Consider the following 23,522-nt stretch of genomic DNA (forward strand, 5'->3'; position numbering starts at 1 on the left):
GAAAGCGTGGACGACATTGTCCGCCGCGCTCGCGCCTACGTGTATTGGGCGCCACTTATACCAATCCACCCGATTCCTGTCAACCATTTGTTTCCCGATTCTTTCTTTCTGCCCGGCCCGGTCTTTGTGGTACACTGCGGCGCACTGAATCGGAACCCAACCCAAGCCCTGCTCACATGATGCCACCTCCTTCGCATCGGTCTCCACGGCCCTTCGCGTCTCTGCTGGCCGCTGTGCTGACCGGCTTGTTTTCGGCCGGCTGTGTGTCGGCCGCAGGCCCGGAGATCATCGTCTACGACAGCCAGCATGGACGCGTCTACTTGGAGGCCCTGCCGGACAAGGCCCTTCAGGCCGCCCATCCCATCACCCTCCCGGCAAGCACGATCACGCAGACGCTGCGCGGGATCCAGGTCGTGGGGGACAAGAGTACGGTCCAAGGCCTGTTCGACGGCAAGCCCAAGCCGACCCGGGTGTTCACGGACGAAGAAGTCGCATTCCTCACCCCGCCTCTGATCAAAGCTCTGGCCCAAGCCAGCGCATCACAGCAAGTGGGGTTTCGGGTCTCCCATCTGGTCAGCCCCATCGCCTACCAGGAGCGAGAGGGCGCCGCTGTGGGCTCTTCCGAGTCGCCGCCTTACGGTCCGGAGCCGGAAACGACTTCCGGAAGTCTCTATGTCCACGGCCTGTCCTTGCACCTCACGCTGGCGGAATACCATCATCGGCCGACGCGGCCCGATGCGATCAACATGCCGAACCGTCAGACTCCCGACCGGACTGGATTAGACCGGCTCCAGGTCCTGTTTACGCCGGAGGCGGCCAAGCGGCCTGATTCGTTCAAGCAGTCCGGCTTTTTCGGCGACTCCGACGCCACGACCCTGGTGATCGACTACCAGCTTTTGGCCAAACTGCCGGTCGCAGCGCCCGCCCAACCGGCCGCGCCTTCGTCCCGGCCCCTGCCGGCGAAAGATACAAGCGCGGCGAAGGGAGCAACCGTACCGGCGCCGGCCAAAGCCCTGGCCCAGCCTCAGCCGGCCCAGGCGGAAGGCTCGGCCTCGGAGATGCAGTCCGTCAAGGACCTCTTGATCAAGAAGGATCTGGAGATGCAGGAGCTGAAGGAGGAACTCCGCGCAATCAGGAAGCAACTGGCCGAGCAGGATGCAGAGAAACAGAAGCTGAAGAAGAAAAAGAAGCCGACTCCTGCGCCGACTACGCCACCGATCCCCTGAGCGCCGCTGGACGCACGGACCTCACCGCACCTCGATCAATTCTTTCATCGCCAGCACCTGGTCGCGCGGCAGGAGCGGCCGGTAGTTCATCCGGCAGTAGCAGGCATAGGTCACGTAGGTGTCCTGCAAGCAATACTCAGCGATCTCCCTGCCCTGACCCTTGGCCCACATCTCCGCCACCTGCTTGCCGCTGCCCGACTTGCTCTCGACGTTCAGCGCCCGCGCCAGCACATCCAGCTTGACCCAGCCCCGATTGTCCCAGTTGCTCCAGACGGCCATCGTATCGTAGACCGGCTCGGTCCTGAACTTGGCGAGGTTGATCTCCAGACTGGGCTTCACCTGATGAATGACGGATCGCTTTTTGATAAACGGCAGGTCGAACCCCAGGCCGTTGTGGGTGATGAATGAGGAGGGGCGCAGTTGGCCCAGCTTGGCCCAGAATTGCCGCAGCAACTCCTGCTCGTTCGCGCCATACCAGGACACGGCCCCCAGCGGGTCCAGCTGGTCGGACAGTTGAATGAGGCCGATGCAGACGATCCGGCTGAAGGTCCCGTCGAACGAGGCCCGTTCGTACTGCTCGTCCTCGTTGCGCTTTTGCGCGTCCGCTTCGGCGGACGCGAACAAGTCGTCGGCCGGCTCCCCGTCCCCGGCCGGAGGGCCGGCGAGCCCCACCAATCGCGCCCATTCTTCGCGGGGCGGCTGCACAGTCTCGATATCGAGCACGACTTTCATGGAATAGCCTTCGGCAATCAGCTCTCAGCCATCAGCTCTTCGAGCAGCGCTCGATCGGCTGCGGGGAATTCGAACCGGCGCAACTCCTCCGGCGCCACCCAGCGGAGTTCTTCGCAGTCCAATGCCCGCGCCTGTCCGGCTCGAATCGAACAGCGGAAGAAATGCAGCTCGACCGACTTCTCCGGATACTCATGGCGGAGGACCCGATAGAAGACCGGCTGTGCAACCTCGATCCCCAGTTCCTCGCGCAGCTCCCGGCGCAAGCAGTCCTCCAACGATTCCTCCGCTTCCCGCTTGCCGCCCGGAAACTCCCAGAGGCCGCCCAGATGGACGCCGGGTTTGCGACGTGCGATCAAATACCGGCCCTCCTGCACGATCAAGCCGGCCGCAACTTGAACGACTGTCGTTCGTTTCTCGTCGCTTGCGTCACGCTTCACGTTTTTCGTCCGACGGGTCCGTCAAAGGGGTAACTTTTGCAGAACGACTTCATCGGACAGAGCAAGCAGTAGGGATCGCGGGCCGTGCACAGGAGGGCGCCGAAGTCCATCAAGGCTTGATTGAAGTCATAGCCTTTGCCCTTGGGAATCAACGCCTCGGACAAGGCCCAGAGCCGGGCCTTTTGCGCCTTGGGATCGCCCTGGCCGACAAAGACCCGGTGCAACACCCGCATCACATTCGTGTCCAGGATCGGCGCGTCTTCGTTGAAGGCAAAGGACCGGACGGCTCCGGCCGTATACCGGCCGATCCCCTTGAACGAGAGCAGCTCCTCCGGATCGTTGGGCAGCGTCCCCCCATAGCGGGCCACCGTTTCGCAGGCGATGCTGTGTAAGCGGTGGGGACGGATATTGTAGCCCAGCGGGTACCAGGTCTTCCGCACTTCTTCCACGGGCGTCTGGGCCAGATGCCGAAACGACGGGTACCGCTCCAGAAACTCATGGTACTTGGGAATGACGCGATCCACCTGGGTCTGCTGCAGCATCACTTCGGAGACCAGAATCCTATAGGGATCGGAGGTTTTCCGCCAAGGCAGGTCCCGCCCGTGCTCCCGATACCATTTGAGCAGCCGCGCCTGAAACCGCCGCTTGGCCCCCGGTTCGACCTGCACGGACGGGGCGACGCTCTTGGCCCGTTTGCGCTTTTTCTTTTGCTTGAGTTTGGCTGACTTCATGCGGGTCACCGACCAGCCCAAACCATACTCCGCCGGTACCGCCAAATCAACGGGCGAGCCTGCCACAGGAGAGCTCTCAAGAATCCGGCCCAACCTGCCGACAAGGGGGTGAAGCGTTGATCAGGCCGCCGCTGCCTGCTGAAGGGAGACCCCCATGCCCCCGACGATAACCAGAGGCGGACTCAGGTGCCCGCCTGACCGGATGTATCAACTCCTGCGCGAGGGCAACATCAAGGAGTTCAACGCCATCAAGGCGGGGGGCGATAAGGCCGATCTGACCGGCTGCGATTTCCGAAACGTGGACCTGCGTGGGCTCGACGCTCAGGGGCTTGATTTCAGCGACTGTTATTTCCGGCAGGCAGACTTGCGCGGCGTCGACTTCCGCCACTGTCGCTTGGAGGGAGCCAGCATCAACGCCTCCAAGGTTTCCGGCGCCTATTTCCCGGCTGAACTCTCGGCTGAAGAAATCACCATGTCTCTGGTCTATGGAACCCGCCTGCGGTGCGGACGCTGATCCGTTTGTGGACAGCCCGGCCCATCGACTCCATCGAAGCCTTGGGGTGAACGCCCCGCCATTCTGCCGGTACCCGCCCCCCATGCCACCGGCATAACGGACCGTTAGTCCCGGCTCTGCAGCGCATCCTGGACTTTTTTGAGTAAATCTTCCGCGTCGAACGGTTTTTGAAGAAACGCCGCGCGCGCGTTCAGACCGAAGTTCTGCTTGAGCAAATCAGTGTCAAAGGCAGAGATGTAGAGGAGGTGGATCTGAGGGTGAAACGCCTGGATGTTGGCGGCCAGCTCCGGGCCGCTCGTGTCGGGGATGACGACATCCGTGAGCAACAAGTGGATGGGGCCCGGGTGCTGTCGGCACAGCGCAAGGGCCTGTGTCCCATCGTGGGCCTCTAGGACCTGGTATCCTTGTACGGCAAGGACCCTGACGATGAACCGTCGGATTTCAGGTTCATCCTCGACTAGGAGCACAGTAATTGCCGCCGACGGTTCTGCCATCATTTTTGCCCTACATCCGCATCTCACCCATCCTTACATGTCCGATATCGGACGCCGGTTGCCAAACTTGAGGGTGGCGCGCCCGGCAGGAATCGAACCTGCGACCCCGAGCTTAGAAGGCTCGTGCTCTATCCGACTGAGCTACGGGCGCGTAGCGACACCTCGTTTAGCGATCAAACGCCATGGCCCGCCGGTACTGCTGGCGCGCCACTGCCTGATTCACAGCCATCTGTGAGCACCTGTCGCGCCAAACGACGAGCAAGCGAGACGCGCAATCGTTGAAGATATTCGGCGGCGGCGCCTATCGGAGGGTGCGCCACCTCAATAGCCATGAGCGAAGCGAGGAGTGGTCGGGGCGAGAGGATTAGGTCTCCGGCGCCAGGCTCCGCCTGCGCCTCCGACCGGCCAGCTCGCTGCCGGGCTAACATAGCCTCTTCCTCCCTATTCGGTCGGCGCTCGCTGGCTTCAAATCCTCTTCAAGACCCATTCTGTATTTTTGGTCGGGGCGAGAGGATTTGAACCTCCGACATCCTGCTCCCAAAGCAGGCGCGCTACCGGGCTGCGCTACGCCCCGAACCTTAGCTCGTATACAGGCAACGGCGATCTCGGCACCGACGCTCGCTAACCCTTAGGTCATGCATCTATGATTTCATCTCGGAAAGGGTTGAAGCCCATTTCATTTAATCCTTGGAAGCTTTCCTCCCAAGAGTTCTTTGACTTTGGCAAAGGCCCTGGCCCGGTGACTCACGCGGTTCTTTTCTTCCGGGGTGAGTTGCGCAAGCGTCTTGCCGAGCTCCGGCACGAAAAACACCGGATCGTATCCGAATCCTTGGCTGCCGGCCGGCGCTTCGGCGATCACCCCTTCGAGCGTTCCCTCCACGACATCCACAGGCTCCAGCCCCGGCCAGGCCACGGCTGCCGCCGTGACGAACCGCGCCCGACGCTGCGTCCGAGGCACGCCCGTCAGTTCCCGGAGCAACTTCCGCCAGTTATCTTCATACGTGGCGTGCTCCCCGGCATAGCGCGCCGCATAGATGCCGGGCCGTCCCCCCAGCGCATCCACCATCAACCCCGTGTCGTCGGCCACCGCAGGCAATCCCGTATGGCGCGCAATGGTCTTGGCCTTCTTGATCGCATTGGCCTGGCAGGTCTCCCCATCTTCAACCACTTCCGGCGCATCCGGAAATTCGGTCAACGTCCTGGTCCTCACCCCCAGATCGCCCAGGAGTGCGGCCAGCTCCGCGCCTTTGTCCCGATTCCTCGTCGCCAGCACCAGTTCCGTGACCAGGCGCATCCTTTACGCCAGGCTCCCCACCAGTTCTTTTTGCAGCGCCACCAATTCCTGGATCGCATGCCCGCCCATCGTCAGAAATTCGTCCAGGTCCTTCTTGGCAAACGGCAGGCGCTCGGCGGTTCCTTGAACCTCCACGAACCGGCCGTTGCCCGTCATCACCAGATTCATATCCACTTCGGCCCGCGAGTCCTCTTCGTAGGCCAAGTCCACGAAGACCTCGCCGCCCACGCGGCCGATGCTCACTGCGGCCAGGTAGTCCGTCAACGGGCGGGCTTTGATGAGCCCCTTGGTCTTGAGGACCGCCAAGGCGTCCGCCAGCGCGATGAACGAGCCGGTGATGGACGCGGTTCGCGTCCCCCCGTCCGCCTGAATCACGTCGCAGTCGATCCAAATGCTTCGTTCGCCCATCTGCTCCATATCGGTGACCGCCCGTAGCGCGCGCCCGACGAGGCGCTGAATCTCCAGGGTCCGGCCCCCTTGCTTGCCTTTGGCGGCCTCGCGCTGAGTCCGCTCATGCGTGGCCCGCGGAATCATGGCATACTCGGCCGTCACCCACCCTCGCCCCTTGTCCCTGAGAAAGGGCGGCACCCGTTCCTCGATGGAGGCCGTGCAGATGACCTTGGTGGCGCCCATTTCGATCAGCACCGAGCCTTCGGCCCACTTGATGAAATCCCTCGTGATCTTGACGGGCCTGAGTTGATCCTTCCGGCGCCCGTCCTGGCGCAAAAGCCGTGCGGCCTGATTCATGCGTGCCTCCCCTTAACCTTAAGCCCAGGCTCCGGAATTATAAAGGAAACGACGAGAGGAACAAAGCTCAATCACCGGGACGCGCCGATGCCGTTTCGTCCGGCTTCCCTCCACGCACGGACACAGCTCGAGCCACCCCTCGCCGCCTAGCCAGCCATACACGAACGACCAACAGCCCCAGGATCAGGACGCCGACGCCCAGGACAAACAGTTTTTCATGAGGGAAGACATAGGGCACGACACCAGCCTAACCGGTTCCCTCTCTGCTGGCAACCCTTTTGGACACCGCTCGCATCCCAGTGCCTTTACCGCGCACTTACCGGTTGACTGGGGTTATCCCTGATCTATAATGCATGCAGCGGGAGGCCGGACCACCCATGGCACAATTCGAATCCGAACAAGCCGCCAGCATTCTCATCGTCGAAGACGAAGATGCGACCCGGCGCCTGCTGGGCCGACTGCTCGAAGGATACGGCTATGCCTGCACCCTCGCCGGAGACGCGCAGGAGGCCCGCCGCCGGCTGAGCGAACGGGAGTTCGCCCTGATCCTCTGCGACGTCAACATGCCGGGCGAATCAGGCCTGGACTTGGTCCGGCAGGTCCTGAAGGACTATCCGCAGACCGCGGCCGTAATGGTGACGGGGCTGGACGATCCCCAATTGGCCAACGTCGCGCTGGAGTCGGGAGCCTACGGCTACATCCTCAAGCCCTTCGAGACCAACGAAATCCTCATTAATATCGCCAACGCCCTGCGCCGGCGGCGTCTGGAGATCGAGAACCACGCCCATCGGGAACATCTTGAGCAAATGGTGCGGGAACGGACGGCCGAATTGAGTCTGGCCGTCACGCGCCTCGAAGAGGCGGAACAAAGCCTCCGGCTCTCCCAGGAAGAGACCGTCCAGCGCCTGGCCATTGCCGCAGAGTTTCGGGACAAAGGCACGGCCCAGCACATCAAGCGCATGAGCCACTACTCGGCCCTGCTTGCGCGGCGTTATGGATTGGACGCGGACCACTGCGAGCTGATTCGCATCGCCAGTCCCATGCACGACATCGGGAAAATCGGGACCCCCGACCATATTCTGCTCAAACCCGGCGGATTTGGACCCGACGAGTTCGCGGTCATGACGCGCCATACGGAAATCGGCTACCAGATCCTGGCCGGGTCGGATTCCGCACTGCTGCAGCTGGCCGCCACCATCGCTCTGACCCATCATGAAAAGGTCGACGGCAGCGGGTACCCGAAGGGCTTGGTGGGCGAGGCGATCCCGCTCGAAGGCCGGATCGTGGCCATCGCCGATGCGTTCGATGCCCTAACCACCAAACGCGTATACAAGCCGGCCTTCTCGGTGGAACAGACGACCGATATCATGAGCCAGCAGCGCGGTACGCATTTCGACGCGGCCTTGCTGGACCTGTTCTTCGGCTCGAGGGCTGAGGTCTTGCTGATCAAGAACCGGTACGGAGACCGAGAAGGAGAGAGCGCCACGCCAGGAGAGACCGTTCCCCGTTGATCCGCTCAGCGAGCAGACGCCGGATTCTGCATGCGGGCATCCAGCGCCGTCCGGATGGCTTCCGCCAGCGCGGCAGCCGAAAAAGGCTTGGACAGGAAGGCATCGCCCAAGTTTTGGACGCCCTGCTGAAGATCCTGATCTTCGGTATATCCGGACATATAGAGCAGGCCGGCGCCGGGCCGCAAGACGGCAAACCGCTCGGCAAGCCCGCGCCCGTTCATGCCCGGCATCACGACGTCGGTCAGCAAGAGATCGATGGGCGCCGGATCGCGGCCACATAGCGCTAGGGCTGCCTCGCCATCGGCGGCTTCGAGCACCCGATATCCATGAGACCGCAATACGGCCCCCACAAAATTTCTGACCGCTTCTTCGTCTTCCACCACCAGGACCGTCTCCGTGCCGCCAAGAGCCTGGGCTGGCGCGGCCGGAGCCGAACCCGTTTCGATCGCATCTCCGGCGGCGGGGAATTCAATCGTGAAGGTGCTGCCCAGCCCCGGCTTGCTCTCCGCTGCGATCGTGCCGCCGCTTTTCGTCACAATGCCATATACCATGGCCAGCCCCAATCCCGTTCCCTTCCCCGGAGCTTTTGTCGTAAAGAAGGGCTCGAAGATATGGGCGAGCGTGTTCTCATCCATCCCCTGTCCCGTATCGGACACCGAGAGCCGAACGAGCGACGACCCCGGCGCCTGGCCGGGCTTCGCCACGGACTCGGCCGGAACGTTGACCGTCTCGAGCACGAGGCTGCCCCCCTGTGGCATGGCATCGCGGGCGTTGATGGCCAGATTCATCAGGACCTGCTCCAACTGCCCCATGTCGGCCTTGATCGGGAACAGCTTCGGTGCCAGGCGTGTCTCCAGCTCAATATGCTCGCCGATCAGACGTCGGAGCAGCCCCGCGGTATTGCCGACCACCCGATTCACATCCAATGCCCGCGGCTGCACCACCTGCCCCCGGCTGAAGGCCAGAAGCTGGGCGGTCAGCGCGGCGGCCCGTTCGCTGGCTTTCAATATCTCCTCGGCATGGTCGCGGAGCGGACTGCCGGGGGCCAGCTTCTGGAACAGCATCTCGCCGTATCCGGTGATCGCCGTCAGGAGGTTGTTGAAGTCATGAGCGACGCCGCCGGCCAGGCGGCCGATGGCTTCCATCTTCGCCGCCCGCTGGAGCTGTTCCTCCAGATGTTTACGCTCGGTGATGTCGCGCATGAAGCAGTGATGCCCGGATTCTGACGGCGATCCGGCCACACTTTTGACCATCATGATGTGCTTATAAAAGACCGTGCCGTCCTTGCGAACCGCGCGCACTTCGGATTCGGCTTTCCCTTCCCGCAGCATGCGGTCGTAGGTTTCACGGACGATCCGGTGATCGTCAGGATGAACCGTCTGCGTCCGGGGCATCCCCACCATCTCCTCGGGGGTATAGCCCAGCAAACCGGCATAGATGGGATTGACTTTCACATAGCGTCCCTGCGCATCGATTTCAGAAATGCCCGGCATCGCCTGTGCCAACGCCACGTTCTGCTCCCGGAGGATGGCCTCGGCGCGCTGCCGTTCGAGTTCGGCCCCGGCTCTGGTCGCAAAGATGGCCAGCACCTGTCGGATTTTTTGCTCATCATCCAGCGGCCGATCATGCAGGACGACCAGCAGCCCCAAGACTTTTCCCTGGCGGTCGACTAGCGGCATCCCGCAATAACCTTCGGCCTGCAACTCGGCCAGAAAGGGATAGTTGGGAAAGTGCCGCTGGACTCCCTGCCCGAAATATTGGGGGTCCTCGGCCACCACACGCTCACAGGGCGAATCCGCCAGCGCGTACTCGAAGTTCGGCCTAAAGTCTTTCCCCGCCCAGACCGCGATTGTGCGGATGTGCGTCTTGTCCCGCACCACTTCCCCGACCAGCGCATACCGCACCTTCAGCGCGATGGCCAGGTGGGAAACCAGCGAGTGAAAGAAATCATCCCCCGCCGCCCGGGCCGTCCCCTTCTCGATCGCGCCGAGGGCTTCGGCCTGGTCTCGAATTTTCTCCATCGCCGCTTCGATGCGATTCGCCTGATCGATGACGGCTTGATCGTGGGCCTGGATCAGTTGCTCCTGCACGGCCATCCGTGCCTGCAACCAATTCACCACGTTGATCGCCCGCTCGCCCTTCGCGAGGGCGGCTTCACGGGGCTCCTCCCGCTCGGTAAAATCCGCCCGACCGTCGAACGGCAGGAGCGCGATTTTGACGCTCAGCGTCAACGTCCGGAACAGCTCGGCGGTGTCCCGTGGAATGGGCACCCTAGAGAAGAGGATCACGGTAAAGAGCGAGCCGGACGGCAGCAGACCGCCGAAGCCCAGCACCGACCGCACGCCGTACGGCACCACGAACTGCGCCTGGCCCGGCACGTAGGGACTACCCAGTGCCTCGGAAACGTGGAAGACGTTGTAACTGGTCTCGTGCCGATCCAGGAGCAATTCCGTGTGCGACTCCAAAATCGTCCCGAGCTCCACGCCGAACTGGGTCATGAGTTGGGAAAACATGGGGAACTGGGAAACGAACTGATGGTCGGCGATCGGGATGGCTTTGAAGCGCTTGGATTGATGCCGGTCGTTCCATTCCGGCAAGAGCCCGGCCGTGGCCATCAAGGTGAAGCAGGGTATACTCGGCGCCGCAGGCCTCGTCCCCAGCAGACCCCTGGCGTAGCGTTGGAGCTCCTGATCCAGCCCGCCGAACGGATGGGTCTTGAACAGCCGGACGAGGACACAGTCTTTCTTTCCCGTCTCCGAATCGCCAAGGTGTCCATAGAGGTGGCGGACGATCCGGCCGGCCGCCTCTTCCAGGCTCTGCGCTTCAGCGCCCAGCTTGCGAAGCTCTGCGCCGCATTCGGCCATCTCCTTAAGGGAGAAACGCGCCAAGTGATACATTGACATCCGGCCCCCATTGGCCTTATATTCTACGTCGTTTACGCCGGTGAGTCCTCAGGGTTCGTCCTGCCAGGCACTGAATCCGGTCAATTCAAATCCACGTCAACCAAACGCTCTCCATCGAGCGGAGGAGTGTGTCATGCCAACGTGCGTTGCCCCCCAATCGTCCCGCAACTGGCTCGGGTATCTCTGCGAATCGCAAATGTCCAACGGCTCGATGCCTTCCTGGGAAGCCGCCGCCTATTTTACCGACAACCTGTTTGGAGAGGCCCCGAATCCCCGGCTGCATGAATCGAAATCCCCGTATGAGTCCATTTCGCTGTTCTTGCAGCGGGTCTACAACCCGATCGTGGAAGCCGCGACCAGGGCGGTGGACCTGCCAGCCTCCTCGATGATCCACGTTTTCACCGACATCAGCCTGATCGGCAATTCCGCCGTGCTGGTGGTCTATTTCCCCGGCGAGAACCGACCCCATCAGTTGTTGCTCCTGGACGCCGCTCGGGCCTGGGACCTTGTGTTTCCCGATGCCGATGCGTTCAACGCCTGGGCCGAAGAGCGGTACAACTGGATCATCTCGGCCCTCCAATCTGCCGTGGCCAGACAGATGGCCGAGCCCGAGATCGAAGCCGCGACGGCCTCCGTCTAACCGATAACCTCCTGAGCCTCTGCGGAGCGCACCCCCGTCTCCGCAGAGCTCATGATCCCGCCCCCCCCGCCGGATCGTAATTCAAGTTGGGCGCCAACCAGCGTTCCATCTCCCGCAGATCCATCCGCTTGCGCCGGGCGTAGTCCGCAACCTGATCGCGGCCGAGCTTCCCGACGGCGAAGTACGTGGATTCGGGATGGGCGAAATAGAGCCCGCTGACCGAACTGGCCGGACACATCGCAAAACTTTCCGTGAGCGTGATCCCCGCCTGTTTCTCCGCCTGCAACAGATCGAACAGCAGCCGCTTCTCCGTATGGTCCGGACAGGCAGGATACCCGGGAGCGGGACGGATGCCCCGATACTTCTCCTTGATCAACTCCTCGTTCGAGAGCCGCTCGATTTTGCCGTAGCCCCACTCCTCCCGAACCTGCTGGTGCAGACACTCCGCAAAGGCTTCCGCCAGCCGGTCGGCCAACGCCTTGGCCATGATCGAGTTATAGTCGTCATGGTCTTTCTCGAACCTGGCGCAGAGGCGGTCCAGGCCGACGCCCGTAGTCACGGCAAAGACGCCCAGGTAATCCGCGAGCCCGGTGAATTTGGGCGCGATATAATCGGCGAGAGCCAGATTGTGCTGATCCGCCGGCTTCTCGCTCTGCTGGCGGAGCGTGTGAAAGACCGTCCGTACGACCCGGCGGGTGTCATCCTCATAGACCTCGATGTCGTCCCCGACCGAATTGGCCGGGAAGAACCCATAGACCCCGCGGGCGGTGAGCAGTTTGCCGGCCACAATCTCCTTGAGCAACTGTTGCGCCTCCGCAAACAATTCCTTGGCCTTGGCGCCGACCGTCGCGTCCTCCAGAATCTGGGGGTAATGTCCGCGCAACTCCCAGGCATGGAAAAACGGCGACCAGTCGATGAACGGCACGAGCCGCTCCAGAGGAAACGCCTCCAGCACTTTGGGGCCGAGGAACGAAGGCTGGGGCCGGTCCACGGCCGGCCAGTCGAACGAAGGCTGGCCCTGCCGCGCCTGCTCCAGCGTCAACAGCGGCTTCGCCGTTTTGGTTTGATGCGCGTGACGGATCTGCTCCTGATCCGTTCGGGTCTTTTCGAGAAAAGCCGCTCGTTGGTCCTGACTGATCAACTGACTGACCACCCCGACCGCGCGGGACGCATCCAGCACATGCACCACGGGCGATGCGTAGGCCGGCGCGATCTTGACCGCCGTATGGGCTTTGCTGGTGGTCGCCCCGCCGATGAGCAGGGGCACATGAAACCCCTCGCGCGCCATCTCGCCCGCAACGTGGACCATCTCATCCAGCGAGGGGGTGATCAGGCCGCTGAGGCCGATCATATCCACCTTCAGGTCGCGCGCGGTCTGGAGGATCTTCTCGCAGGGCACCATGACCCCGAGGTCGGTGATCTCATAGCCGTTGCAGCCCAGCACTACGCCGACGATGTTTTTCCCGATGTCGTGGACATCGCCCTTCACCGTGGCCAGGAGCACCTTGCCCTGGGCCTGGTAACTACCCAGCTTCTGCTTCTCGGCTTCCATGAAGGGCAGGAGATAGGCCACGGCCTTTTTCATGACCCGCGCGCTCTTCACCACCTGGGGCAGAAACATCTTGCCGGCCCCGAAGAGATCGCCGACGATGTTCATGCCGGCCATCAACGGACCTTCGATGACGTGCAGCGGCCGATCGTATTTCTGCCGCGCCTCCTCCACGTCAGCTTCGATGTGCTCCACGATCCCCTTTACCAACGCGTGCGAGAGCCGTTCTTCGACCGTGCCCTTCCGCCAGACATCCTCCTCCACCACTGCCTTGCCCCGTTGCTTGACCGACTCCGCGAAGGTCACCAACCGCTCGGTGGCGTCGGGGCGCCGGTTCAGCAGCACGTCCTCCACCAGCTCCAGCAGGTCCTTGGGAATCTCCTCGTACACGGCCAGCTGTCCCGCGTTGACGATGCCCATGTCCAGCCCGGCCTTGATCGCGTGGTAGAGAAAAGCCGAATGCATGGCTTCCCGCACGACGTTGTTGCCGCGGAACGAGAAGGAAATGTTGCTCACCCCCCCGCTCACCTTGCACAGGGGGAGCGTCGCCTTGATCCGCCTGGTCGCTTCGATGAAGTTCACCGCATAGTTGTTGTGTTCCTCGATGCCGGTGGCGACGGTCAGGATGTTCGGGTCGAAGATGATGTCTTGCGGCGGAAATCCGACCTTCTCGGTCAGCAACTTGTAGGCGCGGGTGCAAATTTCAACCTTGCGCTCCAGCGTATCCGCCTGACCGACTTCGTCGAAAGCCATCACGACGACCGCCGCCCCGTACCGCCGAACCAGGCGCGCCTGGCGGAGAAACGCCTCTTCCCCCTCCTTCAGGCTGATCGAGTTCACCACCGCCTTGCCCTGCACGCACTTGAGGCCCGCCTCGATGACCGACCATTTGGAGCTGTCGATCATGATCGGCACGCGGGCGATGTCCGGCTCGGAGGCGACCAGGTGGAGAAATTTCTCCATCACCGCCTTCGAATCCAGCATGCCCTCGTCCACGTTCACGTCGACGATTTGCGCGCCGCCCTCCACCTGCTGCCGGGCGACGCTCAACGCCTCTTCGTACTGGCCGCCCAGGATCAGCTTGGAGAACTGGGGGGAGCCAGTCACATTGGTCCGCTCGCCGATGTTGATGAAGTTCATGTCCGGCCTGATCGTCAGCGGCTCCAGCCCGCTCAGGCGGGTATAGGGCTCCGGCTTGGCCGGCACATGGGGCGGACAATCCCGGACCGATTCGGCGATGGCCCGGATATGAGCCGGGGTCGTCCCGCAGCAGCCGCCCACGATGTTCACCCAGCCCTGCGAGGCGAAGTCCCGCAAATCGGCGCCCATAATCTGCGGCGTCTCGTCGAACCCGCCGAAGGCGTTGGGCAGGCCGGCATTGGGATAACAGCTGATGGGGACCGGCGCGATCCGGGCCAGTTCTTCGATGTAGGGACGCATCTCCTTGGCGCCGAGCGCGCAGTTGATCCCCACGCTGAGCAGCGGCATGTGGGAGATGGAGTTCCAGAAGGCCTCCACCGTCTGCCCGGAGAGCGTGCGCCCGCTCCGGTCCGTGATCGTCACCGAGACCATCACCGGCACGCGCCGGCCCGCCTCCTCGAAATACTGATCGATCGCGAACAGGGCGGCTTTGAGATTCAGCGTATCGAAGACCGTTTCGCACAGGAGCAGATCCACGCCTCCGTCCATCAGGCCGCGGACCTGCTCGGTGTAGGCCGCCACCAGTTGATCGTAGGTGACCGCCCGAAACGCGGCATTGTTCACGTCGGGGGACATGGAAGCCGTACGGTTGGTGGGCCCGACCGCCCCGGCCACAAAATGCGGGCGATCCGGCGTGGTTTCCATCACCGTGTCGACGGCCCGGCGGGCGACTCTGGCCCCGGCCAAATTCAGGTCATAGGCCAGCGACTCCAGCTTGTAGTCCGCCATTGAAATGGACGTGGAATTGAACGTGTTGGTTTCGATGATGTCGGCGCCCGCCTCCAGAAACTGACGGTGGATGCCGGCCACGATCTCCGGCTGCGTGATGCAGAGCAAATCGTTGCAGCCCTTCAGGTCGTGGCTATGCGCGGCAAACTGCCGTCCCCGAAAGGCGGCTTCATCCAGCTTGTGCGTCTGGATCATCGTACCCATCGCCCCGTCAATGACGACGATGCGGCGCTGCATGATCCGACGGAGAGTCTCAGCCCCGTCTATTTCTCGTCCCATTGTTCCTCTCGGAATATGACTGTAAACCGGCTCTACATCTGAGAATTCGCACTATACTGGAACACCGGAAACCGCGCAAGACGCGGCCTTCCCGCTGCCGTGATTCCCGACCGCACCAGAACATTGACAGCCGTGCGCTACCGTCATCCGTTGCCTTGACTTTGCACAGACCCGTGGATAGGATGCGCAGGGACTGAGGGTTTTCGTGACTGCGCACACCTTCAACGTTTCTCTCCCGTTCATTTTTCCCCCTCTACGGCTATCCTTGCGTTCGTTCGCGGCCTCTGCGCTGGGACTCTTTGTGGTGCTTCTTCTCGGTCCGAGCCGTTCCGAAGCCGCCGCCATTTTCGAGGATGGTTACCTGGGGCTCACGCAAGTTGAGCTTCGTGCCAAGCTGGGCCAGCCTCAGGCCGTCCGCGACCGGAAAGCCGCCCTGCGGGTATTCAACTACTATTCCTTTTCGGATTGGGAAAAATTCTACAAGAAATTGGTCGCCCCGCAGAACGGCGAGGATGTCTACACGTACAAGCGGGACGGCGTGGATGTCCGCTACTCCTTCGGCTACGTCACGGACCTGAGCGACACGTCGGATGCTCCGCCGCTCTATGTCAATCTGGTGGACATCGAGTTTTCCCCCGCCGTGCCGATCGAGCGGATATCCTCACTGGTGCCTGAATTCCGCCCGCCGGTTGAACCGGCGGCGCCGGCGTTTCGCTCCAATATCTGGGTGCTGGTGTTCAAAGGCCAGCCTTCTCCTGCGGCACGCTTTATCGTGCGCGAACAGGCCAAAGACCGGCTGGACTGGACCCTGGCATTCCAACTGTTCACGTTGCAGGGCCTGCCGGAGTTCCTGACTCTCAAGGCCCCCATCGACCGGCTGGAGATCAGCGCGCAAAGCATCCAACTGGTCAAGCAGCGCCAACGGCTCACACACGAGCCGATCCTCAACCCTTTCTCTCCGGAATTTTCCCGCCAGGCCCCTCCGCCGCCTCAGGCCAAAAAGATTCCCCTGCCCAAGTACGCCGACTAGCTAAAAGTTGGAAAGTCCGTAAAGCCCATCAAGTCGTCAGGTCTGAAGTCTCACTTTGATAACTTTACGACTTTCAGACTTTTCGCCTGTAGACCCAGACTGAGAGTCCGACCACGCACATAGTGGCAACCAGCAGCATCAGCGGAGGGACCCGCAGATAAACCAACCGTTCGGCGTAATGGGCGAGGAAGTCTCCTGTGTACGTCAAGGTCGGATCGTGTTGCCGGCGGAGCCAGACCTCCAGGTAGGTCAGGGGACAGACCCAGTGGAACAGTTGCAGGCAGACACTGAACACCAGGGCTCCCACATGAAGCCATTTCCCCCAGCGACACCGTCGGACCAGCAGCGCGCCGAACAGGAGAAAGCCGATCCAGAGGAGATGGATGAGGACGACGAAGTCAGCAGCCAACTTCCAGGCCATGGCCCTCCCGCAAATAGCACCGTCTACGCTTCTTCGAAACGAATGTCTTTGGCATCCGCCAGGGAAAGATAGGGCTCGCCCCATTGCCGGGGGCTAAGCAGGCTCCACTCTTCCGCCAAGGCAACCGGTTTCATCCTGATGCCCCAAAGCCCCCCAAAGACCAGATAGGCCAAGCCGGCCCCGGAATCCTCGACCAACTGTGCAGAGGCGGGACAGAGCGGATGCTCCTGATCATCCGTCCAGCCGGTCACCCAGCACCACTCTCCTTGCGCACTCCGTTCGTAGCTCCGGACCTGCGTGACCCGCTTCGCCAGCCCCGCCTCCTTGAACCGGGCAAAGACCGACTGTTCGCAGTTGGGATTGCTCTCAACCTCAACGAACATGGCACTCATCCGTCACCGGTTGGCTTGACGGTCCTTTCATACGGCTGTTAGACTGCGCCGCGTCATGACAACATCTCACGGTCACATCCAGGATACTCCCCGGCCCAACGCTTTGGCTGCGTCCGACCTGGCGCACGCGCAACCCCCTGCCGATCCGGTCCCGTCCGAGCCAACGTCATGGATGTGCCGGAAACCGGTCCGGGCCGCAATCTACACCGGCATGGCCGTGCTCTTCCTGCTCATGCTGACCTGGCGCTACCTGCCGGGCTACCTGGACCCGACGTTCGAAAAGCACATCCAAAACAAGCAGGTCATGATCGGCATGACGAAGCAGCAGGTCCTCAAGGCCTGGGGCTCGCCCTATACGATCAACGTGAGCTATACGAAAGAGGGTATCAGGCGGGAAGAATGGATTTTCGAGGACTGGAAGGACTCGGCCACCGTCAAGCACCGCTACCTCTACTTTGAAGAGGATACCCTGGTGAGCGGCTGGTATTACCAGTAAGCGTCACCCGGCTTCGCCGAGATCGTGCGGCAACGTCAGCCGCCCCAACAACGTGCCGGCCCGCCCCAATTCCGATTCATGCACCATCACCTCGCGCCGATTGAAGGGCAAGGACAGCCCAGGGTACAAGCCGCCGAAGTGTTCGTTCTTGACAAAATACCGGATTCCGTTGCCGTCCAACAGGCTCTTGATCAGCGCCAGCTCTCCTTCGTCCTGCGGCTCGATCAGCCTGACCATGTCCATGCAACCCTCGTTGCTACCGATGTTCGTCGGGACGTTGCAGTTGGGCATCCAGCGCTTCGAAGAAGGCGCGAATGTTTCTGGCATTCTGTCCGAAGTCCCCTTTCCCGACACGCGAGGCGGACCGGACCGACACCACCGTTTTGCCCTCTTCGTCCCGCACCCGGATCGTCACATCGTCCACAAACCGGAAGAGACGGCTGGTGGCCTCGGCTCTGATCTCCCCCGACTCAGGCCGATGAGCAACCAACGACCAGCGTGGAAGACGATGGATCGCATGCAGCGCCGCGTCGAACACCAGCTCTGGCTTGGCCGCATAGGTACGTGGGACGAGATCCGGATATTCCGGCGTCTTGCCGGTTTCCACATCATTGATCACCGGCCAACAGCCAGTCAGCGAAACGAGGAAGACGCCCAGGACAGCCAGACCGACGAGGACCGTCATCATGCCGGTGCGCAAGGCCTCTCTCCGTTCCATTGTGGCCCGATTGTCTTTTGCTTGTCGAACCCCGTACACTCAGTGTGGCCAGGGGAAAGATAGAAGACCGCCTGGGCCTGAGAGCCTCTGCTACGGGGTCTCGGTGATCTGGACGCGACGTTCTTTTCCGGCTCCACCCGACACGGTCAGGACCCGCTTCCACTCACGGATTTGATAGGTCGCCCAGGCGTTCGGCTGGTCTTTGAAGAACGCCTCCGGGTCCTCGCCGGCGGCGTTCAGATAGATCGGCTCGGTGAATCCCTCGTCGAGGACGTAGTCCAGCAGACAGTCCGTGGTGAAACCTTTGCCACGCAGGGAGACCTCGGCCAGGAGATTGAGGATAGCGTCCGGATTTTGAATCGTGATCGGGTTCATGCCAACGACCCCATGGGCATCACACAGGCGTCCAATGAATGCATGCTGGATTCTAGACAGAGGTCCCAACGAAAGCAAGGCGGACGCATGGTAAAGAGCCCTCTGCCGCCCGATCAGTTCCGCGAGCGATTGCTCCGTTTCCTGGACCGCAAGGACCATTGGGCCTGGCCCCATTTCAGCGAGGGCCTGGCGACCAGAGAGCAGCTCAAGATTCACTTCCAGCAGGAATATGCCGTCTATGTCCGGGATTTTCCCGTCCTGCTCGCCCGCATCCACGGCCGGAACCCGCCCGCGCAGGTCCGGAGCATGCTGGCGAAAAACATCTACGAAGAGGACACGGGCGGCCTGTCGCTGGGCCGTTCCCACCCGGACCTGCTCCTGACGATGATGGAGGGCCTGGGCTTTCCCGCCAAGGATTTTGAGCGAGTGCGCCTGCTGCCGGCCAGCCTCGCCTATCGCCGCTGGCTGGATCGAGCAACAGACAACCGGGACTGGGTGGTCGGCGCCGCGGCGCTGACGGTCTTCGTGGAAGGCAGCCTCAACGACCGTCAGGAACTCCTCCATCCCTCCGAACCGAAAACCGAGGCGGAGATCGAAACCCATATCGCCCGACATCCGCTGGTTCGCCACTATGGCGTTCCCGCTGCGGCCATGGACCTGACCCGGGCCCATCAGCTGGTCGAGGCAGGACACAGGCACGACGCCTACGACATGGTGCTTGGCTGTGCGACGACGGCGGCGCAGCAACGGGCGGTGCTGGCCTGCCTGAAGACCACGCTGGCGCTCTGGCTCCGCTATCGCGACGGCATCGCCCGCGCGTGCGGCCTGAAGCAACCCAGATCGTGATGCGATATACCTTCCTGGCCGTCTCGGTCTGGTTGAGCCTGATCGGCTGCCAATCGCTCGCCCCTCTCCTACACGACGAACCTGACATGGTCCTGATTCCCGCCGGCCCATTTCTTATGGGCAGTCCGGAAGGAGAGGACGGGTTTTCCGACGAACGACCCCAGAGGACCGTGACCCTCCGCGCCTTCTGGATGGATCGGCATGAAGTCACCAACGACAAGTACGAGCAGTTCATCGCTGCCACAGACCACAGGCCCCCTAGTAACGTGAACCCGGATGTCACGCTCTGGTTTCACGGCAAGCCGCTCCCGGATAGCAGGCGGCATCCGGTGGTGAATGTCGCGTGGCACGATGCCGTCGCCTACTGTCAGTGGGCCGGCAAACGTCTCCCGACCGAAGCGGAATGGGAAAAGGCGGCCAGGGGCCAGGACGGGCGCCGCTACCCCTGGGGAAACGAGTGGGCCTTGAAGCGGGCCAACAGCGCCAGCTACTGGGCCGGCCGCACCGTCGAATTCAAAGATGGAGCTGAGTGGAAAGCCTTCTGGGTCACGGGCGAGGGGTCGCGCCTTTCGGAGGAGCGAGGCCTCAGGGGAGAAGTGCTGACCTTGCCGGTCGGGAGCTTCCCTGAAGGAGCCAGCCCCTACGGGCTCCTCGATATGGCCGGCAACGCCTCGGAGTGGGTGCAGGACTGGTTCGAGCCCTATTACTATCTCAAAGCGCCTCCCGCCGATCCCAAGGGACCGGACGGTGTGCTCTTGAAAGTCGTGCGCGGAGGATCCTGGTTGAAACCGGCGAAGAGTTTGCGGACGGCCGACCGGGATTACGGATTTCCGGACGACCGCCAGAGCGGGACCGGCTTCCGCTGCGCGAAGGATGTGTCGTAAGCCTTCCACTTAGCGGAGCAACAAACAATCCACCCGCTCGATTCGCACGACCGGCATGATCAGGCCCCGGCCTTCCTCCTCGTGCGAGAAGTCATAGACCAACGACTCCTCCGGGATCAATCGGCCGGTCATGGCTATGTCGATCTCAATCCGCTGCCCTTTTTCGAATTTCCGGCGCAAGGTTTCCCGCAAGCTGGGGTTGGGAATCGCCGTCAGGTTGGAGGGGAGATTTTCCGGCTTGAACCTCACGACGCCCCAGCCGGTTGGGTTGAACTTCGGACCGAGCGCCACGCTGAACCCGCCGGTTTTGGGATCGTACCCGGACAAGACGCCCGACCAGAGAAACGTGACCAGCCACTGGAGCGCCGGCTTCCCGACACGCTTGGCGTCACGTTCGCGATTCAAGGCAAACAGCCGGTCGTCATGACCCGGATCGTGATGCCCCTGTCCATAGACCGGCGCCCAATCGGGCGGCATCCCGTCCAGCGCATGCAGGAACTGCTCGATCGCGGCGGTTTCGACAAGGAGATGAGTACCGGACGGGAGAAGGGACGGTAGCTTGTCTCGTTCCACCACCAGCAGGGGGCGAACGCCGGTGACTTCCTGGCCGAAGAGGAGCGACGGATCGGCCGTCGCGAGGCCGATAATCGCCAGCACCGCCAGGCCTCGCACGGTCATGCTACTTCGCGCCGGCCAGCGCCTGGTCGAACGTCTTGCGGAGCGACGCCACGGCTGCATGGTCATCCGCCAGCACCCCGGCTTCAATCAGCACCGCCAGGCGGGGCGAGGGGTCCAGCCGCCGCAAGGTCGTGGCGTCGAACGCCAAACCCCTCTCGATGACGTGCCGGTAGGTACCCAACCAAGCCTCCGTGATAGCTCTGAGGCCCGCATCGGTCGGCTTCATTTTTCCCAGCTTCACCTGCTGGAGTAATTTCGGGATGGGATCGGCTTGCGAGAGGGTCGCAATGGCTTGCCGGACGGCTTGCTCGTCGGTCTCGCTCATCTGGAAGACTTTTTCAACGGCCGCTAGTTCATCGAACAGGCGCCGGGACCGCGCGGATCGCCGCAAGACCCGCAGCCGCCTCCGGCGCCGCCGGAGGAAGGCACGCCGGTCGCGCCCACGGCAAAACCGGAAATCAGTTTCTCCAGCCTCGTCGCCTTGCAGGAAGGACAAGCGGGTACGGTGGAACCCTGGACGATCATCTCGAACTTATGCTGGCACTCCCCACACACATATTCAAAAATCGGCATCGTTCCTCTCCCCTGTTAACTCATGTGGGTGCTATTATAGGGCCTCGCGCCGCATACCGCAACGGTGCCGGAGCGGTTCGCAGCGCTCACTGTCGGCAAAAAGCCTCTCCGGCCCCAGTTGATCGAAGGGGCCGGTTCAAGCGAAGCTTGGTATGGAGGATGACATGTTTCAAGAGGAGAAGACGTTTTCGTTCCGCTTCAGCCTCGAAGCTTCCTTTCCCGACGACTATGAAGGCGAAGTGGACAACTATGCCTGGGTCCAGGAATGGGAACGGTTGGTCAAGCCCGAACTCCTCCGGGTCCTCTTCGAGTCCCTCCGGCGGCATCCGTCCTGGTCGGCTCATGTGCGGAACCGCGGGCTTTCTCCGCTGGATGAAATTGAAATTTCCCTGGTGAAGGATTTCTCGAAGCCCTCGCTCGGCTTGGGCTGAGACTTAACGTTCACTGTCGGCAAAGGATCTCTCCGGCCCCGGCTGATCGAAGGGGCCGGCCTAGCAAGCTCGATCATATTTCACGGGCGGCAAAAAACTTCTCCGGCCCCCTTTGATCGAAGGGGCCGGCTCAAGCGAAGCTTGGTATGGCGCTTGGCATTTACATTCACGTCCCCTTCTGCCGCACCCGCTGCAGCTTCTGCGCTTTCTATCTCCGCATTCACCGGGAAGACTGGGCGCAAGCCTATGTCGAAGCACTGGCTCGCGAGATCTGTCTGCATGCGGCGCAGAATAGTTTGGGGGGCTGTCTGCCGGACAGCCTCTACTTCGGCGGCGGGACCCCGACCACGCTCCATCCCGGGCAGCTCGTCGAAATTCTCGCCCTGGTGCGGGACAGCTTCGGGCTGGCCAGGCAAGCGGAAGTGACCGTGGAAGCGCACCCGGACTCGGTCACCGAAGAAGGGCTGCAAACCCTCCGCGAAGCCGGGTTTAACCGGATCAGCTTCGGCATCCAGTCAGCGGACAAAGAGGAATTGCTCCAAGTCGGCCGCAAGACGGATGGGGCGTCCGTCGACCGAGCCGTCGCCCATGCCCGAGCAGTTGGTTTCGCCAACCTCAACCTGGATCTGATCTACGGGTTGCCGGGCCAAACCCTCGCCAGCTGGCATGAGACGCTGGCGCAAGCGTTGGCCTTGGCTCCCACCCACCTGTCCTGCTATGCCCTGACCGTCGAAGACAAGACCCACCTCCAAGTCTCCCTGCACCGAGGCGACCTGCCTGAGCCGGACCAGGACCGACAAAACGCCATGGAAGATGAAGCCGCGCTCCGTTTGACGGAAGCGGGATTCGACCGGTACGAGATTTCCAACTACTGCCGGCCCGGCTCTGCCTGCCGCCATAACTTACTCTACTGGCAAGGGGGAGACTACTTGGGACTTGGCCCCAGCGCCCAATCCTACCTCGACGGCTGCCGCTTCGGAAACGTGGAAGACCTGACCGCGTATCAGGACCAGCTGGCGGCCGGCCGGCTTGCCACAATGCAGACGGAGCAATTGAGTCCCGCGCAACGTCAGCGGGAAGCCTTGGTGTTCGGGCTGCGCCTCACCGACGGAGTCCGGCTCAACGGATCATTGGCACAATCGGCGGACCAGTGGAAGCAGAAGCTGCAACGGTTGGAAAGAGACGGGTTGATCGAGCTGGAAGCGGACCGAGTCCGGTTGACTGCGTTGGGGCGGCGATTTGCCGACCAAGTGGCGGTAGAACTGTTGTAACGCTAGCGTGTGAGTAAGTAATGCAGTGCCGTGTCGGCCAGAATCGCCCCCCAGGCCGTCATGTTGAGCGCGGCGAGCGTCCGATCCTTCCCCCACATGTGGAACAAGGCCAGAGCCAAGACCACCTGGGTGACCAGCGAAAAAGGCCGATGCACGTGGGCGGAGATGGCTCCCCGTTCGCTGGCAACAGCGGCAATCGCCGCCAGCAGGTAGCCCCCCAGGGCTCCCGCCTGGAGCCAGACCGTTGTGGAACCGCTGGAACGACGCACCACATGGACCAGGGCCCACGTCAGGCACACCACAACGATCAGGAGCAAGAGAGGAAACAGCGGCCACAGGACTTTGGCACTCAGGACCATGGTGCATCTCCGAATTCAGGCCGCCCCTGACGCAAGCCGGCCAAACGGCGCCAACTCTAGCA

At 62.2% G+C, this 23,522-nt stretch carries 27 protein-coding genes and 2 tRNA genes; 10 read left to right on the forward strand and 19 right to left on the reverse strand.

Annotation, left to right across the window (positions count from 1 at the left end; all coding sequences use genetic code 11):
* Positions 1 to 176 precede the first annotated feature (176 nt).
* A complete protein-coding gene (locus tag EPO61_07830) occupies positions 177 to 1,226 on the forward strand; it encodes a hypothetical protein (GenBank protein ID TAJ08805.1) in 1,050 nt (349 codons plus the stop codon).
* A gap of 21 nt (positions 1,227 to 1,247) precedes the next feature.
* On the opposite strand, the gene EPO61_07835 is transcribed toward EPO61_07830, so the two are convergent.
* From EPO61_07835 to EPO61_07845, 3 genes are read right to left on the reverse strand one after another with little or no spacing between them, the layout of a single operon-like run.
* A complete protein-coding gene (locus tag EPO61_07835; GenBank protein ID TAJ08806.1) occupies positions 1,248 to 1,958 on the reverse strand; it encodes a hypothetical protein in 711 nt (236 codons plus the stop codon).
* Between the two features lie 17 nt (positions 1,959 to 1,975).
* Entirely contained in the window at positions 1,976 to 2,395 is a 420-nt protein-coding gene (mutT, locus tag EPO61_07840; GenBank protein TAJ08807.1) for an 8-oxo-dGTP diphosphatase MutT, read from the reverse strand.
* On the reverse strand, positions 2,392 to 3,126 hold the full coding sequence (locus tag EPO61_07845; GenBank protein TAJ08808.1) for an A/G-specific adenine glycosylase: 735 nt from the start codon (positions 3,124 to 3,126) through the stop codon (positions 2,392 to 2,394). Before EPO61_07845 ends, mutT begins: the two co-directional genes overlap by 4 nt.
* A 154-nt stretch (positions 3,127 to 3,280) precedes the next feature.
* On the opposite strand from EPO61_07845, the gene EPO61_07850 reads away from it, so the two are divergent.
* Complete coding sequence (locus tag EPO61_07850; GenBank protein ID TAJ08809.1) at positions 3,281 to 3,640, forward strand: pentapeptide repeat-containing protein; 360 nt, start codon at positions 3,281 to 3,283, stop codon at positions 3,638 to 3,640.
* Positions 3,641 to 3,744: 104 nt separating this feature from the next.
* Here EPO61_07850 and EPO61_07855 read toward each other — a convergent pair whose 3' ends face one another.
* The 5 genes from EPO61_07855 to EPO61_07875 form a co-directional block, all read right to left on the reverse strand.
* Positions 3,745 to 4,137, reverse strand: a complete 393-nt coding sequence (locus EPO61_07855; GenBank protein ID TAJ08810.1) for a response regulator — start codon at positions 4,135 to 4,137, stop codon at positions 3,745 to 3,747.
* A 71-nt stretch (positions 4,138 to 4,208) separates the two neighbouring features.
* Positions 4,209 to 4,285 (reverse strand) — tRNA-Arg (locus EPO61_07860).
* Between the two features lie 346 nt (positions 4,286 to 4,631).
* Positions 4,632 to 4,708 (reverse strand) — tRNA-Pro (locus EPO61_07865).
* Between the two features lie 102 nt (positions 4,709 to 4,810).
* Entirely contained in the window at positions 4,811 to 5,428 is a 618-nt protein-coding gene (locus EPO61_07870; GenBank protein ID TAJ08811.1) for an XTP/dITP diphosphatase, read from the reverse strand.
* A gap of 3 nt (positions 5,429 to 5,431) precedes the next feature.
* A complete protein-coding gene (locus EPO61_07875; GenBank protein TAJ08812.1) occupies positions 5,432 to 6,175 on the reverse strand; it encodes a ribonuclease PH in 744 nt (247 codons plus the stop codon).
* Between the two features lie 353 nt (positions 6,176 to 6,528).
* Here EPO61_07875 and EPO61_07880 point away from each other — a divergent pair, with 353 nt between their 5' ends.
* Positions 6,529 to 7,686: a response regulator gene (locus EPO61_07880; GenBank protein TAJ08813.1), complete on the forward strand. Its 1,158-nt coding sequence runs from the start codon at positions 6,529 to 6,531 to the stop codon at positions 7,684 to 7,686.
* Between the two features lie 5 nt (positions 7,687 to 7,691).
* Here the strand turns inward: EPO61_07880 and EPO61_07885 are convergent, their stop codons facing one another.
* Positions 7,692 to 10,589: a GAF domain-containing sensor histidine kinase gene (locus tag EPO61_07885; GenBank protein TAJ08814.1), complete on the reverse strand. Its 2,898-nt coding sequence runs from the start codon at positions 10,587 to 10,589 to the stop codon at positions 7,692 to 7,694.
* A gap of 133 nt (positions 10,590 to 10,722) precedes the next feature.
* On the opposite strand from EPO61_07885, the gene EPO61_07890 reads away from it, so the two are divergent.
* Positions 10,723 to 11,229, forward strand: a complete 507-nt coding sequence (locus tag EPO61_07890) for a hypothetical protein (GenBank protein TAJ08815.1) — start codon at positions 10,723 to 10,725, stop codon at positions 11,227 to 11,229.
* 49 nt (positions 11,230 to 11,278) lie between these two features.
* Here the strand turns inward: EPO61_07890 and metH are convergent, their stop codons facing one another.
* Complete coding sequence (gene metH / locus EPO61_07895) at positions 11,279 to 14,986, reverse strand: methionine synthase (GenBank protein ID TAJ08816.1); 3,708 nt, start codon at positions 14,984 to 14,986, stop codon at positions 11,279 to 11,281.
* Positions 14,987 to 15,251: 265 nt separating this feature from the next.
* Between metH and EPO61_07900 the strand changes: the two genes are divergently transcribed.
* Positions 15,252 to 16,016, forward strand: coding sequence for a hypothetical protein (locus EPO61_07900; protein ID TAJ08817.1), 765 nt, complete (start codon positions 15,252 to 15,254; stop codon positions 16,014 to 16,016).
* Between the two features lie 73 nt (positions 16,017 to 16,089).
* On the opposite strand, the gene EPO61_07905 is transcribed toward EPO61_07900, so the two are convergent.
* Together EPO61_07905 and EPO61_07910 are read right to left on the reverse strand one after the other, a co-directional pair.
* Positions 16,090 to 16,521: a DUF2784 domain-containing protein gene (locus EPO61_07905; GenBank protein TAJ08818.1), complete on the reverse strand. Its 432-nt coding sequence runs from the start codon at positions 16,519 to 16,521 to the stop codon at positions 16,090 to 16,092.
* Positions 16,461 to 16,820, reverse strand: coding sequence for a hypothetical protein (locus tag EPO61_07910; protein TAJ08819.1), 360 nt, complete (start codon positions 16,818 to 16,820; stop codon positions 16,461 to 16,463). Before EPO61_07910 ends, EPO61_07905 begins: the two co-directional genes overlap by 61 nt.
* Before the next feature lie 64 nt (positions 16,821 to 16,884).
* Here EPO61_07910 and EPO61_07915 point away from each other — a divergent pair, with 64 nt between their 5' ends.
* Complete coding sequence (locus tag EPO61_07915; protein ID TAJ08820.1) at positions 16,885 to 17,325, forward strand: hypothetical protein; 441 nt, start codon at positions 16,885 to 16,887, stop codon at positions 17,323 to 17,325.
* A 3-nt stretch (positions 17,326 to 17,328) separates the two neighbouring features.
* Here the strand turns inward: EPO61_07915 and EPO61_07920 are convergent, their stop codons facing one another.
* From EPO61_07920 to EPO61_07930, 3 genes are all read right to left on the reverse strand, one after another.
* The gene (locus EPO61_07920) at positions 17,329 to 17,652 is read right to left on the reverse strand and encodes a DUF2007 domain-containing protein (GenBank protein TAJ08821.1); all 324 of its coding nucleotides are present in this window, start codon (positions 17,650 to 17,652) and stop codon (positions 17,329 to 17,331) included.
* The gene (locus EPO61_07925; GenBank protein ID TAJ08822.1) at positions 17,582 to 18,043 is read right to left on the reverse strand and encodes a DUF1499 domain-containing protein; all 462 of its coding nucleotides are present in this window, start codon (positions 18,041 to 18,043) and stop codon (positions 17,582 to 17,584) included. The genes EPO61_07920 and EPO61_07925 overlap by 71 nt, the downstream gene beginning before the upstream one ends.
* Before the next feature lie 90 nt (positions 18,044 to 18,133).
* Positions 18,134 to 18,418 (reverse strand): hypothetical protein, encoded by a 285-nt coding sequence (locus tag EPO61_07930; protein ID TAJ08823.1) that lies wholly within the window; start codon positions 18,416 to 18,418, stop codon positions 18,134 to 18,136.
* An 87-nt stretch (positions 18,419 to 18,505) separates the two neighbouring features.
* Between EPO61_07930 and EPO61_07935 the strand changes: the two genes are divergently transcribed.
* Positions 18,506 to 19,264 carry an iron-containing redox enzyme family protein gene (locus EPO61_07935; protein TAJ08824.1) on the forward strand — a complete coding sequence of 253 codons (759 nt, stop codon included), beginning with the start codon at positions 18,506 to 18,508 and terminating at the stop codon, positions 19,262 to 19,264.
* Positions 19,261 to 20,148 carry a formylglycine-generating enzyme family protein gene (locus EPO61_07940; protein ID TAJ08825.1) on the forward strand — a complete coding sequence of 296 codons (888 nt, stop codon included), beginning with the start codon at positions 19,261 to 19,263 and terminating at the stop codon, positions 20,146 to 20,148. Before EPO61_07935 ends, EPO61_07940 begins: the two co-directional genes overlap by 4 nt.
* A gap of 9 nt (positions 20,149 to 20,157) precedes the next feature.
* Here EPO61_07940 and EPO61_07945 read toward each other — a convergent pair whose 3' ends face one another.
* From EPO61_07945 to EPO61_07955, 3 genes are read right to left on the reverse strand one after another with little or no spacing between them, the layout of a single operon-like run.
* Positions 20,158 to 20,826: a hypothetical protein gene (locus tag EPO61_07945; GenBank protein TAJ08826.1), complete on the reverse strand. Its 669-nt coding sequence runs from the start codon at positions 20,824 to 20,826 to the stop codon at positions 20,158 to 20,160.
* Position 20,827: 1 nt separating this feature from the next.
* Positions 20,828 to 21,151, reverse strand: coding sequence for a hypothetical protein (locus tag EPO61_07950; protein TAJ08827.1), 324 nt, complete (start codon positions 21,149 to 21,151; stop codon positions 20,828 to 20,830).
* A 23-nt stretch (positions 21,152 to 21,174) separates the two neighbouring features.
* Positions 21,175 to 21,399, reverse strand: coding sequence for a zinc ribbon domain-containing protein (locus tag EPO61_07955; GenBank protein TAJ08828.1), 225 nt, complete (start codon positions 21,397 to 21,399; stop codon positions 21,175 to 21,177).
* 164 nt (positions 21,400 to 21,563) lie between these two features.
* Between EPO61_07955 and EPO61_07960 the strand changes: the two genes are divergently transcribed.
* Both EPO61_07960 and hemW read left to right on the forward strand, forming a co-directional pair.
* Positions 21,564 to 21,830, forward strand: a complete 267-nt coding sequence (locus EPO61_07960) for a hypothetical protein (GenBank protein TAJ08829.1) — start codon at positions 21,564 to 21,566, stop codon at positions 21,828 to 21,830.
* A 146-nt stretch (positions 21,831 to 21,976) separates the two neighbouring features.
* The gene (gene hemW, locus EPO61_07965) at positions 21,977 to 23,101 is read left to right on the forward strand and encodes a radical SAM family heme chaperone HemW (protein TAJ08830.1); all 1,125 of its coding nucleotides are present in this window, start codon (positions 21,977 to 21,979) and stop codon (positions 23,099 to 23,101) included.
* Positions 23,102 to 23,103: 2 nt separating this feature from the next.
* Here the strand turns inward: hemW and EPO61_07970 are convergent, their stop codons facing one another.
* Positions 23,104 to 23,460, reverse strand: a complete 357-nt coding sequence (locus EPO61_07970; GenBank protein ID TAJ08831.1) for a hypothetical protein — start codon at positions 23,458 to 23,460, stop codon at positions 23,104 to 23,106.
* Positions 23,461 to 23,522 lie beyond the last annotated feature (62 nt).

The organism is Nitrospirota bacterium (assembly GCA_004296885.1).
Taxonomy (GTDB): Bacteria; Nitrospirota; Nitrospiria; order Nitrospirales; family Nitrospiraceae; genus SYGV01.